At 32.8% G+C, this 16,295-nt stretch carries 13 protein-coding genes; 12 read left to right on the top strand and 1 reads right to left on the bottom strand.

Annotated elements, in window-relative coordinates; all coding sequences use genetic code 11:
- Positions 1–35: 35 nt before the first annotated feature.
- A complete protein-coding gene (porX, locus tag ACFO3N_RS21735) occupies positions 36–1,589 on the bottom strand; it encodes a T9SS response regulator signal transducer PorX (protein ID WP_095929271.1) in 1,554 nt (517 codons plus the stop codon).
- Positions 1,590–1,812: 223 nt separating this feature from the next.
- Here porX and ACFO3N_RS21730 point away from each other — a divergent pair, with 223 nt between their 5' ends.
- From ACFO3N_RS21730 to ACFO3N_RS21675, 12 genes are all read left to right on the top strand, one after another.
- Positions 1,813–3,042 (top strand): HD domain-containing protein, encoded by a 1,230-nt coding sequence (locus ACFO3N_RS21730; RefSeq protein WP_250836081.1) that lies wholly within the window; start codon positions 1,813–1,815, stop codon positions 3,040–3,042.
- Positions 3,043–3,081: 39 nt separating this feature from the next.
- Positions 3,082–4,125 (top strand): UDP-3-O-(3-hydroxymyristoyl)glucosamine N-acyltransferase, encoded by a 1,044-nt coding sequence (lpxD, locus tag ACFO3N_RS21725; protein WP_095929273.1) that lies wholly within the window; start codon positions 3,082–3,084, stop codon positions 4,123–4,125.
- Positions 4,118–5,506: a bifunctional UDP-3-O-[3-hydroxymyristoyl] N-acetylglucosamine deacetylase/3-hydroxyacyl-ACP dehydratase gene (locus ACFO3N_RS21720; protein WP_379800967.1), complete on the top strand. Its 1,389-nt coding sequence runs from the start codon at positions 4,118–4,120 to the stop codon at positions 5,504–5,506. The genes lpxD and ACFO3N_RS21720 overlap by 8 nt, the downstream gene beginning before the upstream one ends.
- A gap of 74 nt (positions 5,507–5,580) precedes the next feature.
- The gene (gene lpxA / locus ACFO3N_RS21715) at positions 5,581–6,366 is read left to right on the top strand and encodes an acyl-ACP--UDP-N-acetylglucosamine O-acyltransferase (RefSeq protein ID WP_091497682.1); all 786 of its coding nucleotides are present in this window, start codon (positions 5,581–5,583) and stop codon (positions 6,364–6,366) included.
- 129 nt (positions 6,367–6,495) lie between these two features.
- Positions 6,496–7,062, top strand: a complete 567-nt coding sequence (gene efp, locus ACFO3N_RS21710; RefSeq protein WP_095929274.1) for an elongation factor P — start codon at positions 6,496–6,498, stop codon at positions 7,060–7,062.
- Positions 7,063–7,183: 121 nt separating this feature from the next.
- Positions 7,184–8,113: a UDP-3-O-(3-hydroxymyristoyl)glucosamine N-acyltransferase gene (locus ACFO3N_RS21705; RefSeq protein WP_379800966.1), complete on the top strand. Its 930-nt coding sequence runs from the start codon at positions 7,184–7,186 to the stop codon at positions 8,111–8,113.
- Positions 8,114–8,115: 2 nt separating this feature from the next.
- Positions 8,116–8,478 (top strand): nuclear transport factor 2 family protein, encoded by a 363-nt coding sequence (locus ACFO3N_RS21700; RefSeq protein WP_379800965.1) that lies wholly within the window; start codon positions 8,116–8,118, stop codon positions 8,476–8,478.
- 86 nt (positions 8,479–8,564) lie between these two features.
- Positions 8,565–9,437, top strand: a complete 873-nt coding sequence (gene sucD, locus ACFO3N_RS21695) for a succinate--CoA ligase subunit alpha (protein WP_057118027.1) — start codon at positions 8,565–8,567, stop codon at positions 9,435–9,437.
- Between the two features lie 142 nt (positions 9,438–9,579).
- Positions 9,580–10,008 (top strand): hypothetical protein, encoded by a 429-nt coding sequence (locus ACFO3N_RS21690; RefSeq protein WP_379800964.1) that lies wholly within the window; start codon positions 9,580–9,582, stop codon positions 10,006–10,008.
- A gap of 511 nt (positions 10,009–10,519) precedes the next feature.
- Positions 10,520–11,125 carry an RNA polymerase sigma factor gene (locus ACFO3N_RS21685; protein WP_320493586.1) on the top strand — a complete coding sequence of 202 codons (606 nt, stop codon included), beginning with the start codon at positions 10,520–10,522 and terminating at the stop codon, positions 11,123–11,125.
- Positions 11,126–11,215: 90 nt separating this feature from the next.
- The gene (locus tag ACFO3N_RS21680; RefSeq protein WP_379800963.1) at positions 11,216–12,331 is read left to right on the top strand and encodes a FecR family protein; all 1,116 of its coding nucleotides are present in this window, start codon (positions 11,216–11,218) and stop codon (positions 12,329–12,331) included.
- Positions 12,332–12,560: 229 nt separating this feature from the next.
- Positions 12,561–16,286 (top strand): SusC/RagA family TonB-linked outer membrane protein, encoded by a 3,726-nt coding sequence (locus tag ACFO3N_RS21675; protein WP_379800962.1) that lies wholly within the window; start codon positions 12,561–12,563, stop codon positions 16,284–16,286.
- The last annotated feature ends 9 nt before the right edge of the window (positions 16,287–16,295 follow it).

The following is a 16,295-nucleotide window of genomic DNA, read 5'->3' as shown; positions in this document are numbered from 1 at the left end:
AGACTGCGACTGAAAACTGCGACTGCAAACTTTTTTTATTTCGGATTAAAAACCAAAAACGGAATAATCATTTCTTCTAAAGAAATTCCGCCATGCTGATACGTGTTTTTGTAATAACTCACATAATGATTATAGTTGTTTACATAGGCCAAGAAAAAATCATTTTTGGCAAAAATAAAAGAACTACTCATGTTTATGGCAGGTAAACCAATGGTTTTAGGCTCTTTTACTACATAAACATCTTTTTGTTCGTAAGTTAAACTACGTCCTGTTTTATAACGCAAATTTAGACTTGTATTTTTATCTCCCACAACTTTCGACGGATTTTTTACATTAATTGTTCCGTGGTCTGTCGTTAAGATTAGTTTGAAGCCTAAAAGCTGTGCCTGCTGAATAATTTCTAACAAAGGAGAATTTTTAAACCAACTTAAAGTTAGAGAGCGATACGCTTTGTCATCTGAAGCCAATTCTTTTACTACTTCCATTTCGGTTTTAGCGTGCGAAAGCATATCAACAAAATTGTAAACCACGGTTACTAAGTCGTTTCCTTTTAAAGCTTTAAAGTTTTCTGCTAACTTTTTTCCGCCCGCATAATTGGTGATTTTAAAATAATCCTCTTTAATATTTAAACCTAAGCGCTTTAATTGAGCCGATAAAAATTCTGCTTCGTAAAGGTTTTTTCCGCCGTCTTCAACATCATTTTTCCAATATTCAGGAAACTGTTTTTCCATTTCTAAAGGCATTAAACCTGAAAAAATTGAATTTCGCGCATATTGCGTAGCTGTTGGAAGAATAGAGTAGTAAGGTACTTCTTTTTCTAATTTGTAATAATTTGAAATGACAGATTCGAAAGATTTCCATTGATCGTATCTTAAATTGTCTATTACAACAAACAGAATGGGCTTGTCTTTCTTTTTAAGTTCAGGAACAACAAGTTCTTTAAATAAGGTGTTAGATTGTATCGGTTTATCTGCTTTTGGAGCAAACCAATCTTCATAATTTCGTTCAATAAATTTTCCGAATTGCGAATTGGCTTCTACTTTTTGAGATTCTAAAATTTCGATCATCGCTGTATCGTTGATGTCTTCTAGTTTTAATTCCCAAAAAAGCAATTTTTTATACAATTCAATCCAGTCTTCATAAGAATTAACCATTGCCAATTCCATTGAAATTTTTCTGAATTCCTTCTGGTAATCTAAAGTTGTTTTTTCTGTAATTAATCTCGAATCATCCAAATTTTTCTTCAAACTCAATAGAATCTGATTCGGATTTACGGGTTTAATCAAATAATCTGCAATTTTAGAACCAATGGCTTCTTCCATTATATATTCTTCCTCACTCTTGGTGATCATAATCATCGGAATGGCTGATTTTTTTTCTTTCATTTCAGAAAGCGTTTCCAATCCGCTCATTCCAGGCATGTTTTCGTCTAGAAAAACAATATCAAAATTATCTTCTTCAAACAAGGCAATCGCGTCTAATCCGTTATTGCAAGTAGTGACTTCGTAATTCTTTTTTTCTAGAAATAATATGTGAGGCTTTAAAAGATCGATTTCATCGTCGACCCAAAGTATTTTTATCTTATCCATAAATCAATTTAATTTTACTGCAATTTAAAGTTATAGAACTTAAAAAGTATTAAAAATAGTATAAAATTACCAAAGTTGAAGTATGATTTTATTTTGAATTTTAACATTTTTAAATGTATTTTATTGATAATCATGGTAATTTAAAGTGCGATTTTTAAATAAAAAACACCAAACTCTTTATACTTATTTACTTATATTTGTTGACCAAAAAAATAACTGGACTGTGACTCAGATCAATAAATTAAAAATATTCAACGACCCTATATATGGTTTCATTACGATTCCGAACGAACTAGTTTACGACTTAATTCAGCATCCTTACTTTCAGCGTCTTCGACGTATTTCGCAGATGGGATTATCGTATTTAGTGTATCCTGGAGCAAATCATACTCGTTTTCATCACGCATTAGGATGTATGCATTTGATGAAGAAAGCAATTGATACGCTTCGTTTTAAAGATGTTGTGATTTCTGAAGAAGAAGAAAATGCACTTTTAATAGCAATTTTGCTTCACGATATTGGGCATGGGCCATTTTCGCATGCTATGGAAAAAAGTATTGTAGAAGATGTGCATCACGAAGCAATTTCGTTATTGTTTATGAATCAGTTGAATGAAGAATTTGACGGAAGATTAAGTTTGGCAATTCAGGTTTTTAAAGGAGAATACCATAGAAAATTCATGTTGCAATTGATTTCAAGTCAGTTGGATATGGATCGAATGGATTACTTAAAGCGAGATAGTTTTTATACAGGTGTAGCTGAAGGGAATGTAAATTCTGAACGATTGATTCAGATGATGAATGTTGAAAACGATGTTTTGGTAATTGAAGAAAAAGGAATTTATTCTGTAGAAAAATTCTTGCTTTCTAGGAGATTGATGTATTGGCAGGCTTATTTGCACAAAACCAGTTTAGTAGCTGAGTTAATTTTAATGAAAGTTCTGAAGAGAGCGAAAGAACTGACTTTAAAAGGAGTTAAATTGCCTTGCAGTGAGCCTCTGATGTATTTCATGCAAAATAAAATTACACTAGAAGATTTTGATGCCGAAAATTTGGATTTGTTTTCACAATTAGATGATTTTGATATTATTAGCGCGTTGAAAGCTTGGCAGAGACATAATGATTTTATACTTTCTACCTTAAGTAAAATGATTATTAACAGAGATTTATTGAAAATTAAGCTTAGTGCAGAAAAAATTCCGATGGAAGAATCTCAGTCTTTAAAAGAAGAGTTTGCAGAAGCACATCAAATTTCGGCAGTAGATGCAGGATATTTCATTTTTAGAGGAAAAATAAAAAACCAAGCGTACAGTAAAGAAGCAGAACCTATTCGTATTTTGAAAAAAGATAAAACAATTGAAGATGTTGTTGAAGCTTCTGACCAGCTGAATTTGAAATCGTTATCTAAATTGGTGACAAAATATTATATCTGTTTTCCAAAACAACTTATATAAAATTAACATTTAAAACCTATTTTTTATATTTTTGTCGCGATGAAATTTACAGCAGAACAAATAGCAGGAATTTTAGAAGGAGAAGTTGTTGGAAATCCCAATGCAGAAGTTTCTAAGCTTTCTAAAATCGAAGAAGGAGACGAAGGATCGCTTACTTTTTTGGCTAACCCAAAGTATATCAATTATATATATACTACAAAAGCGACGGTAACAATTGTTAATGATAGCTTTATTCCGGAACAAGAAATTACAACTACACTAATTAAAGTGGAAGATGCTTATGCGGCGTTTTCTAAACTTTTGCATTTTTATAATCAGGTAAAATTAAACAAAACAGGAATCGAACCACAGTCATTTATGTCTGAAGGAACCAAATATGGAGAAAATCTGTATTTAGGAAGTTTTGGTTATATTGGACAAAATGTAGTTTTAGGTAATAATGTAAAAATATATCCAAATAGTTTTATTGGCGACAATGTTACTATTGGCGACAACGTATTCATCTTTGCTGGTGCAAAAATCTATTCAGAAACTGTAATTGGAAACAATTGCACAATTCATTCTGGCGTTATAATTGGTGCTGATGGTTTTGGTTTTGCTCCAAATGAAAACGGTGAATATAGTAAAGTTCCTCAAATTGGGAACGTTATTATTGAAGATAATGTAGATATTGGTGCTAATACAACAATAGATAGAGCAACTCTAGGTTCTACAATAATTAGAAAAGGAGTTAAGTTAGACAATCAGATTATGATTGCTCACAATGTAGAAATTGGAAAAAATACCGTGATAGCCGCTCAAAGTGGCGTTGCTGGTTCTACAAAAATTGGAGAGAATTGTATGATTGGAGGGCAGGTAGGTATTGCAGGTCATTTAACAATAGGAAATAATGTTAGGCTTCAAGCGCAATCGGGTGTAGCTAGAAACATTAAAGATGATGAAGTTCTACAAGGAACTCCATCTCTTGGATATACAGATTTTAATAAATCGTACGTTCATTTTAAGAATCTGCCTAAAATTGTGGCTGAAGTTGAAGAATTAAAGAAACAAATAATAAACCCAAAAAATGGAAATAATGGTTAAACAGAAGACCATCAAAAATGAAATTTCGCTAACAGGAGTTGGTTTACACACTGGAAAAGAAGTTACAATGACTTTTAAGCCTGCACCCGTTAATAATGGTTTCACTTTTGTAAGAGTAGATTTGCAAGGTCAACCAGTAATTGAAGCTGATGCTAATTATGTTGTTAATACTCAAAGAGGAACAAATCTTGAGAAACTTGGTGTAAAAATTCAAACACCAGAACATGTTTTAGCTGCAGTAGTTGGATGTGATTTGGATAATATTATTATTGAATTGAATGCCTCTGAACTTCCAATTATGGATGGTTCATCAAAATATTTTGTTGAAGCTATTGAAAAAGCTGGAATCGAAGAACAAGACGCACAACGTAATGTTTACGTAGTAAAAGAAGTTATCTCTTTTACAGACGAAGCAACAGGAAGCGAAATTTTGGTTATGCCAAGCGACGAATATCAGGTTACTACTATGGTAGATTTTGGCACTAAAGTTTTAGGTACTCAAAATGCTACTCTTAAAAGTTTAACAGATTTTAAATCTGAAATTGCAAGCTCAAGAACTTTTAGTTTCTTACACGAATTAGAGTCTTTGTTAGAGCACGGACTTATTAAAGGTGGAGATTTAAACAATGCAATTGTATATGTAGACAAAGAAATCTCTGAATCTACAATGGAGAATTTAAAGAAAGCATTTGGTAAAGACGAGATTTCGGTTAAACCAAATGGTGTTTTAGACAACTTGACTTTACATTATCCAAACGAAGCAGCAAGACATAAACTTCTTGATGTAATTGGAGATTTGTCTCTTATTGGAGTTCGTATTCAAGGAAAAATTATTGCTAACAAGCCAGGGCATTTTGTAAATACTCAATTTGCAAAGAAATTAGCAAAAATTATCAAAATAGAGCAGAGAAATCATGTTCCTACTTATGATTTGCATCAAGAACCCTTGATGGATATTCATAAAATCATGTCTATGCTACCTCACAGACCACCATTCTTGTTAATCGACAGAATTATTGAAATGTCTGATCGTCATGTAGTAGGATTGAAAAATGTTACTATGAATGAGAATTTCTTCGTAGGTCACTTCCCAGAAGCTCCAGTTATGCCAGGTGTATTAATTGTAGAAGCAATGGCACAAACAGGTGGAATATTAGTATTAAGCACTGTTCCAGATCCTGAAAATTACTTAACATATTTCATGAAAATTGACAATGTTAAATTTAAGCACAAAGTGTTGCCAGGAGACACTTTAATTTTCAAGTGCGAGTTAATTTCTCCTATCAGAAGAGGAATTTGCCATATGCAGGCTAACGCTTACGCAAATGGAAAATTAGTAACTGAGGCAGAATTAATGGCACAAATAGCAAGAAAACAATAATAAATTATCAAATTTATTGTTTAGGTTTGTTGCTTCAAATTAGAATATTTTAATTAAAAATATAAAACATACAGATGAATCAACCATTAGCATATGTTCATCCAGGCGCGAAAATCGCTAAAAATGTTGTAATAGAGCCATTTACAACAATTCACAATAATGTTGTTATTGGTGATGGTACTTGGATTGGTTCAAACGTGACCATTATGGAAGGTGCTCGAATTGGAAAAAACTGTAATATTTTTCCAGGAGCTGTAATTTCTGCAGTGCCACAAGATTTAAAATTTGGAGGTGAAGATTCTCTTGCTATTATCGGTGATAATTGTACAATTAGAGAATGTGTAACTATAAATAGAGGAACAATTGCTTCTGGTCAGACTGTAATTGGTAATAATTGTTTAGTAATGGCTTATGCTCACATCGCGCACGATTGTGAGATCGGAAATAATGCAATTATTGTAAATGGTGTTGCATTAGCTGGACACGTAGTGGTTGGTAACCATGCTGTTATTGGAGGTTTAGCTGCAATTCACCAGTTTATCCATATTGGAGATCATGCCATGATTTCTGGTGGATCATTGGTTAGAAAAGACGTTCCTCCATTTACAAAAGCGGCAAAAGAGCCGTTGTCTTATGTTGGAATCAATTCTGTTGGTTTAAGAAGAAGAGGTTTTACTACTGAAAAGATTAGAGAAATTCAGGAAATCTATAGAATTTTATACCAAAAGAATTACAATACAACTCAAGCTTTAAGTATTATTGAGGCTGAAATGGAAGCGACTCCAGAAAGAGATGAAATTCTAGATTTTATTAGAAATTCTTCTCGAGGAATTATGAAAGGTTACTCGGGTAACTATTAATTTTAGAGTTTAGATTTCTGATTTTAGATTTCTAAGCTATAATGAAAAATAAAAAATAAAAAAAAATGAAGATTGATTCTTTGTCTAGAATCTAAAATCTACATTCTAAAATCTAAAATAAAAAAACAAATGGCATCTACATCAGATATTAGAAATGGATTGTGCATTAAATTTAATCACGATATCTATAAAATCATTGAATTTCTTCACGTAAAACCTGGAAAAGGTCCAGCTTTCGTAAGAACAAAATTGAAAAGTTTAACTTCTGGTAAAGTATTGGACAATACTTTTTCAGCAGGTCACAAAATTGACGTTATTCGTGTTGAAACACATACATTTCAATATTTATACCCAGAAGGTGATGAATTTCATTTTATGAATGCTGAAACGTTTGAGCAGATTTCTTTAAACAAAAACATTTTGGATGCTCCAGATTTGTTAAAAGAAGGAACAAACGTTATGGTGCAAATCAACACAGAAACAGATTTGCCATTATCAGTAGATATGCCTGCATCTGTAATTCTTGAAGTTACTTATGCTGAGCCAGGAGTAAAAGGAAATACTGCTACAAATGCTACAAAAAATGCTACAGTAGAAACTGGAGCAAACATAAACGTTCCTTTGTTTATCAACGAAGGCGATAAAATTAAAATTGATACAGCTTCAGGTTCTTACATGGAGCGTGTTAAAGAATAGTAATTTTAATTAAGATAATTTGACAATGAGTCAATTAGATAATCTGTGAATCGACATAATTTTGTATATTCACATTCTAATTGACTCATTTTCTAATTTACAAGTTTTCTAATTATACTATATGAAATTTCCAAAGAGTCATTCTTTACAAGAAATTGCCAATTTGCTTAACTGCAAATTTATTGGAGACAAAGACTTTCAAGTTTTAGGCATGAACGAGATACACGTTGTACAGCCTGGAGATATTGTTTTTGTGGACCATCCAAAATACTATGATAAAGCTTTACAATCGGCTGCGACCATTGTTTTGATAAACAAAGAAGTAGAATGCCCAGAAGGTAAAGCCCTTTTAATCTCAGAGGACCCTTTTAGAGATTTTAATATCCTTACCAGACATTTTAAGCCTTTTCAGTTTGCTAATGTTGCTATTGCAGCATCTGCAGAAATAGGAGAGGGAACCATAATTCAGCCAAATTCATTTGTTGGGAACAATGTGAAAATTGGAAAAAACTGTCTAATACATTCTAATGTTTCTATTTACGATCATACTGTAATTGGAGATAATGTAATCATACATGCGGGAACTATTTTAGGAGCCGATGCTTTTTACTATAAGAAACGTCCAGAAGGCTTTGATCAGTTGGTTTCTGGAGGAAGAGTTGTTATTGAAGATAACGTTGGTATTGGTGCTTTATGTACTATAGATAAAGGTGTTACTGGAGATACAACAATTGGTGCAGGATCAAAACTAGACAATCAAGTGCATGTTGGACATGATACTGTAATTGGTAAAAAATGTCTAATTGCTTCACAGACTGGTATTGCTGGTTGTGTGATTATTGAAGACGAAGTAACTTTATGGGGACAAGTAGGAACAACTAGTGGCATTACAATTGGTGCAAAAGCCGTTGTAATGGGGCAGACAGGTGTAACTAAGTCAGTTGAAGGTGGAAAATCGTATTTTGGTACTCCAATTGAAGAGTCTAGAGAAAAATTGAAACAATTAGCCAATATTAAGAAGATTCCTGAAATTTTAAATAAGTTGAAGTAATTATGTCTATTAAAGAATTTGTTCAGAAATTTTACAAGTCAGATGCCTTAATTGATAGCGAAATTTTAAAAACTTATCTGCATCCTGATGTTATTCTTGAATGGAACAGCAGTAAAGGTTTTATTCAAATGGATTATGATTCGATAGTTGAAATGGCCAATGAACTTAGCCGTGCCTATGTGCGCTCTAAGGTTAGAATTAGCCACATTATTAGCGAAGATGATTTAGTATCAGTACGTTACTCTCATTTTGTAAAAACAATCGAGAATCCGAGAGAAGAAATGCTTTTAGCGCATTTTGCAACCATTTGGCAGATAAAAGATGATAAACTTTATAGAGGTTATCAAATGAGTCAATTTTCTTAATATTTTTTTGACAATAAAAGAAGCAAAATACATTACAAAACCTTATTTTTGCAACACAAATTTAAAAACTACATAAAATATATATCATGAGTGTTTTAGTTAATAAAGATTCCAAAATAATTGTTCAGGGATTTACAGGAAGCGAAGGTACTTTCCATGCTTCTCAAATGATTGAGTACGGTACTAATGTTGTTGGAGGTGTTACTCCAGGAAAAGGTGGTACTAGCCATTTAGATCGTCCAGTTTTTAATACAGTAAAAGATGCTGTTGACCAAGCTGGTGCTGATACTTCTATCATTTTTGTTCCGCCAGCTTTTGCTGCTGATGCAATTATGGAAGCTGCTGATGCTGGAATTAAAGTAATTATTGCTATTACAGAAGGAATTCCTGTAGCAGATATGATTAAAGCAAATAATTATGTTAAAGAAAGAAATTCAAGATTAATTGGTCCTAACTGTCCAGGTGTAATTACTCCAGGTGAAGCTAAAGTTGGTATTATGCCAGGTTTCGTTTTCAAAAAAGGAACAGTTGGTATCGTTTCTAAATCAGGAACTTTAACTTATGAGGCTGCTGACCAGGTTGTAAAACAAGGTTTAGGAATCACTACAGCTATCGGAATTGGTGGAGATCCAATTATTGGAACTACAACTAAAGAAGCTGTTGAATTATTAATGAACGATCCAGAAACTGAAGCTATCATCATGATTGGAGAAATCGGTGGTCAACTTGAAGCTGATGCTGCAAGATGGGTAAAAGCTGATGGTAACCGTAAACCAGTTATTGGATTTATCGCTGGAGAAACTGCTCCTGCTGGTAGAACAATGGGTCACGCAGGTGCAATCGTTGGAGGTTCTGATGATACAGCTGCAGCTAAAAAACAAATTATGAGAGACAACGGAATTCACGTTGTTGATTCACCAGCGGAAATTGGTAAAAAAGTAAAAGAAGTACTTGGATAATTTTCAAGTTTCAAAATAAAAAATTCCAAAAAAAAAGTCTCAATATCCTGTTGAGACTTTTTTACATTTTAAAGGCTGAGGCGTAAATGAAAAAAACTTAGCATCATAGAACCTCAGTATCTTAGAAGCTTAAAAAAGAAATATGTACAAAGAATTAGAAAAATTTAAGTCAACAAACAGTTTTGTTTTTACTGTAAATGATAGTTTAGAAGAAGCTTGCAACGCGCCAGAAGGAAGTGCAGGAATCTTTGTTGTTTATGCTGTTGAAGGTGATGAAAAAGAATTGATCATGGTTGGTTCTACAGGAACTGTTCAGAATGACGGGACTTTAAAAAGTAAAAATGGCGGACTTTATGACAAAATCGTAAACGGACACCAATTTGCTAAAACTGGAAGAAAATATTCTTGGCCAGCGCAAATGAAATTAGAAAACATCGAAGCATTAGAAGTAGTTTGGTACGAAACTTTTGCTGGAGATGTAAAAGCGATTCCAACTGCTGTAGAAGGGCAAGTTTTGCAAAATTTCTTAGAGGCAAATGGTAAATTGCCAAGATGGAATGTGGCTTTTTAAGCAATACAAAATTTATAGAAGAAAAGCCTTACTGAAAACAGTAAGGCTTTTTTTTGTAGGATAAAGTTTCAGTTTTTATAAGTGTACTATATTTTATAAAATCGTGGCGAAATGTTTTGAGAGCTTAAAATTTTAATAGCTGAATCTATTTTAGTTAATTTAAATTTAAATTATAGTAAATTTAAGTTTAATCAAAAACAAAAGGTAAATTCTGATGATTTTGGAAAAAGTTTATCTTTTTTTGTAATAAGTTGGGTTTTGATTATTGACTTTTCTATATTTATCAAACAAAAACAAAAAATAATGTTAAAATTTGATTCTTTTTTTAGGTCTTAAAATGAGTTGGCATGTAAAATACTTGTTTAATTTTTGTTAATTAAGCGTTTTTATAGGTTAGTTTTAATTCTAGAAAAAAATCAAATTTAGTATACAATTTAATCCCTGTAATTAATCTGTTATTTAAACAAATTGATTTTAAATAATTTGATTTTACGCCCCAAAGCTTTTTTGTATGAGCCAAATTTTAAAGAACAAAGTTTTAGACGATTTTATTCTATGGAATAATTTGAAAAATGGTAATGAGAAATCATTTTCTTTACTTTTTGAAAAATATTATAGAGACTTAATCAGTTACGGCAATTCACTTTGTCCGTATGAAGAGAAAGTGCAAGATTGTATTCAAGATGTTTTTGCTGATATCTGGCTTTATCGCGACTCTCTTCAAGATAATGTTATTGTTAAGGCTTATTTGCTTTCTAGTGTTAGAAAGCGAATTGCGCGTTTGCATGAAAGAGATCATGTATTTAGAAAAACAACGACGACCGATGTTTTAGAATTTCTTTTTGACTTTTCTATAGAAAACCGTTTGGTTGAAGATGAAGTTACAGCCGAGCGTGTTTTGTATTTAAATAAATTGTTGAACGATCTTCCTGGTCGCCAGAAAGAAGCCTTGTATCTACGTTATCACCAAGGTCTAAGTGTAGATCAAATAGCTGATTTATTGGATGTAAATTATCAATCGGCTAGCAATCTTTTGCATCGTGGTTTGTTAAGTCTTCGCAAAGAATGGAAAGGTAGTATTCCCCTTTTAATCCTTATATCTTCAGGGGTTTTTTAAAAATTTAAGAGAAAATCAAAAAAAAATCTTAAATAGATGAGTATATAATAAAAAAACTGTCCTCTATGTTTTTGTAACCCTAATAGTGAGATGCAAAAACGTAACAATTATACCGAAATAGAAGACTTCCTAGCTGATGAATCTTTTCAATTATGGATTTTGTCCAAGATTGATGAACAAGGCTGGGAAGAATGGACTCTCGAAAATCTTCAAAGAGCCAAACTTGTTGAAGATGCAAGGCTTGTGTTGCTGGCAATGCGAGTTCCAGAATCTAACTTATCTTCAAATGAAGTTCATGAAGCCTTACAGGAAACTTGGCGTAAGATTGAACAAAGAGAAGAACTTTCTCAGCAAACCTCAAAAATAAAAAAATTAAAAGTACAGAGATACTGGATTAGCGGTGTTGCTGCAGCTATTCTAGTTGGTATTTTTTCTGTATGGTTTTTTAGAACTGAATTGACCGCAAATGATAATGAAGTTACTTACAACGAACTGGTTCAAGAAAACAATGAAGGTTTAGTAGAACAAACCAACAATACTGAAAAATCTCAAACCATTACTTTATCTGATGGAAGTTCGGTCTTATTACAGCCCAATAGTAAATTAAGTTACCCTAAAATCTTTACCGGAAACGAAAGAAAGGTGTATTTATCCGGCGAAGGTTTCTTTGAAATTAGTAAAAATCCTAAAAAGCCTTTTTTTGTTTATGCTAATGAAATTGTAACTCGAGTTGTGGGAACGAGCTTTAGAATAAAAGCTTATCCAGATCAGCAGAATGTTGAAGTTCTTGTTCGCACCGGTAAAGTAAAGGTAAAATCGAATGATTTAGTTCGAAGTAACGAAAACAAAGAAATTGTGCTGCTTCCAAATCAGGCACTGCGATTTGCTCGTAAGGAATTGGTTTTTAATAAAATAACCAATATTACGCAAGATCCAATTTTAGTGAGCAGTGTGCGAAATATCGAGCAATTAAGTTTTGAGTTTACAGATATTCCTGTGGCACAAATACTTGAAACTATAGAGCAGGCTTATTTAGTAGATATAGATTTTCCTCACGACAAATTAAAAGACTGCCGATTAACTACTTCATTAAGCGATCAGCCGCTGGCCGAAAAGCTGAAAATAATCTGCAAAAGCATCGGCAATGATACCAATTATGAAATGAATGGAAATCAGATTGTAATTACGACTTCTGGCTGTAACTAGAATTCTTAATTCAATTAAAATAAAAAGAAAAAATCCAAAATTTTAACTAATTCAAAAACTAAAAAATAATTTGTAATTGCCTATGTAAAAAATGAATGCATAAAAAAAGTGCCGAGAATGCTGTAACATTATCGACACTTAAATCTGAATAAATCACTCTCTGTAAAGGGTAATTTATGATGTTTCTTAAAATACACGCGAATAGTATTAATCAAAACAAACCAAAATTATGAAAAAACCTGTTGTCAAGCAACGATTACTTCACCAAATCATGAAAATAACGCTGTTTCAGTTTGTGTTAGCGCTTGTGTTTTCAAGTGTTACTCTCGCAAATAATGTAAATGGGCAGAAAAAATTAGATACTAAAGTTACTATTACAGTTGATAATCTAACTTTAGACAATGCTTTATCAAAAATCGAAAAGTCTGCTCATGTAAAATTTTCCTATAACTCAAGACTTCCTCAACTAGGAGAGAAGGTTAGTATAGAAGCAAACCAAGAAACTCTGTCGAGTGTACTTAGCAGAATATTGGTTCCTTTTAACATTACTTTTTCAGAAGTAAGCAATCAGATTGTCCTTCAAAAGAATACGATTAATACTTTTTCTTATGGAAACAATCATGATTCTTTGTTTGAGATTTTGACTTTTGGACCCATTATTAAAGGAAAAGTTACAGACCAATCAGGAAGTCCGCTACCTGGTGCTACTGTAATGGCAAAAGGCACAAAAAGAGCTGTCTTAACAGATTTTGATGGAAATTTTACGATCGAAATGCCTGCAAACGTAGACCGTTTGCTTATTTCTTATGTAGGTATGGAGACAAAAGAAATTGGTATTGACAATACTTCTCCAACAGTTGTTTTAACCGAAGCGGGTCAGAACCTAAAAGAGGTTGTGGTTACCACTGGATACGAAAAAACTTCAAAAAGAACGTTTACTGGTGCTATTAGTAAAATTTCGGGCACCGAATTAAAAATAGATGGTGTAGTTGACGTAAGCCGAATGATCGAAGGTAAAGCGGCTGGGGTTACGGTACAGAATGTTACAGGAACTTTTGGTACAGCTCCTAAAATTACCGTTCGTGGATCTTCTTCAATTTTTGGAGATACAAAGCCATTATGGGTTATTGATGGTGTTGTCCAAGAAGATATTATCAATATGTCTTTTGCTGATTTGGCATCTGGAAATTCAGAGACATTATTAAGTTCATCTGTAGCAGGCTTAAGTGCAAACGATATTCAAAGTATTGAAATTCTTAAAGATGCATCGGCTACGTCAATTTATGGTTCAAGATCGTTAAATGGAGTTGTCGTTGTAACAACAAAGCAAGGACGTAGAGATTCTCCATTAAAAATTAGCTACGGATTGGAGCAGACTGTAAGAACAGTTCCAAATTATAGCCAATTTGATATTCTAAATTCTCAGGAATCTATGAGTATTTTTAAAGAGATGGAAGCTAAAGGTTATTTAGACTTGCCAACTACTGTAAACGGAAGATATGGAGGCGCTTACAATATTTTAGGAAGAGCTATAAATACTTATAATCCTGAAACTGGAACTTATTTAGTTAATAATGATCCTGTTAGCCGTAATAATTTTTTGAAGAAATACGAACAAGCCAATACAGATTGGTTCAGCGTTTTATTTAGACCGTCCATTACACAAAATCACTCTTTGAGTTTTTCTGGTGGAGGCAAAAACAATACATTTTATGCTTCATTGGGCTACTATACAGATCCAGGATGGACTATTGCCGATGATGTAAAACAGATTTCTAGTAACATTAAAGGTACTTTTTATGTTAATGATAAATTAAATATAACCTTATCTACATTGGCATCTATTAGAGATCAAGGTGCTCCAGGAAGTTACGAAAGTGAAAAAGATGTTGTTTTTGGTAAAGTAACACGTGATTTTGATATCAATCCTTTTAATTATGTGTTGAATACAAGTAGAACTTTACGTCCGTATGACGATAATGGAAATTTGGAATACTACCGAAATAACTGGGCAAAAATGAACATCGTAAACGAATTAGCTAACAACTTCATGGAAATTGAGGTAAAAGACATTCGTTTTCAATTGGATTTAGATTATAAAATTAATCCGCATTTAACTTATAATTTAACAGGTTCAGCTCGTTATGCTAATACAAGCCGTGAGCATAAAATTTTAGAAGGTTCAAACGTTGTTGGTGCATACAGAGCAGGAACAGCAATTGGAGAAGATGGGGTAAACACATTGGTTAGAGATCAGAATATCTTTTTATACCAAGATCCAAACGATTTAACAGCTCCAAAAGAATCAGTCTTGCCAAATGGAGGATTCTTAAGAAAGTTTACAAACGACATGACGTCTTACAATTTAAGAAATAGTGTTAGTTACAGAAATATATTTAGCGACAAGCACGAAGTAGAAGGTTTGTTTGGAACTGAAATGAGAGTTGTTGACAGAACTAGTGATCAATTTACGGCTGCAGGTTTGCAATACGATCGTGGTTTAACTGCTTTTACAGATCCGAGAATTATTGAAAAAATAATTAATGCGGGAGATTCATACTACGGTTTTAATGAAGAAAAAGAAAGAACAGTAGGTTTCTTTGGTAAAGTAGGTTATACGTATGATAGACGTTATACAGCTTCTGTTACAGGACGTTATGATGGGTCTAATAGACAAGGAGATAGCGATTCGTCAAGATGGCTGCCAACTTATACTTTTAGTGGAAAATGGAATGTGGCTGAAGAAAGCTTCATGAAAGATGTGCAATCAGTAAATACTTTAGCAGTAAGAGCTTCGTATGGTTTAACAGCTACTGCAGGACCTGCAACAAACTCTTTGGCGATTTACAAAAGTGCCATTACAGATCGTTTCGGACTTGATGATAGAGAATCTGGAATTAGAATTGAAGAGCTTCAAAACGGAAATTTAACTTGGGAAAAACAGTTTGAAACTAATATCGGACTTGATCTTGGAATGTTTAATAACAGATTACAGCTTACAACAGACGTTTACCGTCGTAAAGCTTTTGATCTTGTAGATTATGTAATTACTTCTGGTATTGGCGGTCAAAGAATTAGACAAGGTAATAATGCCGATATGGAAACTAAAGGTTTGGAGGTTGGTATTACAACTAAAAATATTAATGGTAAAGATTTTAAATGGTCTACAAACCTTAATTTTTCTGTTTATCACCAAGAGATTACAAAATTACAGAACACGCCAACGGCATTCGATTTAGTTGATTCAAACGGAGGAAATACGGTTGGACACCCAAGAAATTCATTATACTCATACCAATTTACAGGTTTAAACAACCAAGGTCTTCCTACGTTTATATTGCAAGACGGAGCAGAGAATAATATTACAGATGCTAATTTTCAGGATAATTTAAATGTTACTAAATATTTGAAATATGAAGGTTCAATCGAGCCTAATAAATCATTTGGTTTTGCCAATACATTCACATACAAAAACTTGTCTCTGTACATATTCTTTGTAGGTTCGGGAGGAAATAAAGTTCGATTAAATCCTGTGTATGATAGTACTTACGATGATTTAACGGTGTTTACAAAGGACTTTACAAACCGTTGGATTAATCCTGGTGATGAAAATTATACCAATGTGCCAGTTATTGCAGACAGACGTTTAAATGCTAATTATGGCGGAGACCGTACCTTGGCAAGAGCTTATAATACTTACAATTATTCTGATGTTCGTATTGCAGATGGAGATTTTGTTAGATTAAAAAATATATCATTAAGCTGGGAATTTCCTGCTGATTTTAAAAAGAAAATCGGTGTGAGCACTTTTACATTAAAAGGCTCGGCGGTAAATCCTTGGTTAGTTTATTCTGATAAAAGATTAAATGGACAAGATCCTGAGTTTCGTAATTCTGGAGGAGTTGCTTTTCCTGTAACAACTCAATACACATTTACTTTAAACCTTTCATTATAATAGTCAAAA

The organism is Flavobacterium chungangensis (genome assembly GCF_042654045.1).
Classification (GTDB): domain Bacteria; phylum Bacteroidota; class Bacteroidia; order Flavobacteriales; family Flavobacteriaceae; genus Flavobacterium; species Flavobacterium chungangensis.
The sequence above is the reverse complement of the archived record's forward strand: the minus strand, read 5'-3'. Positions and strand labels throughout refer to the sequence as shown.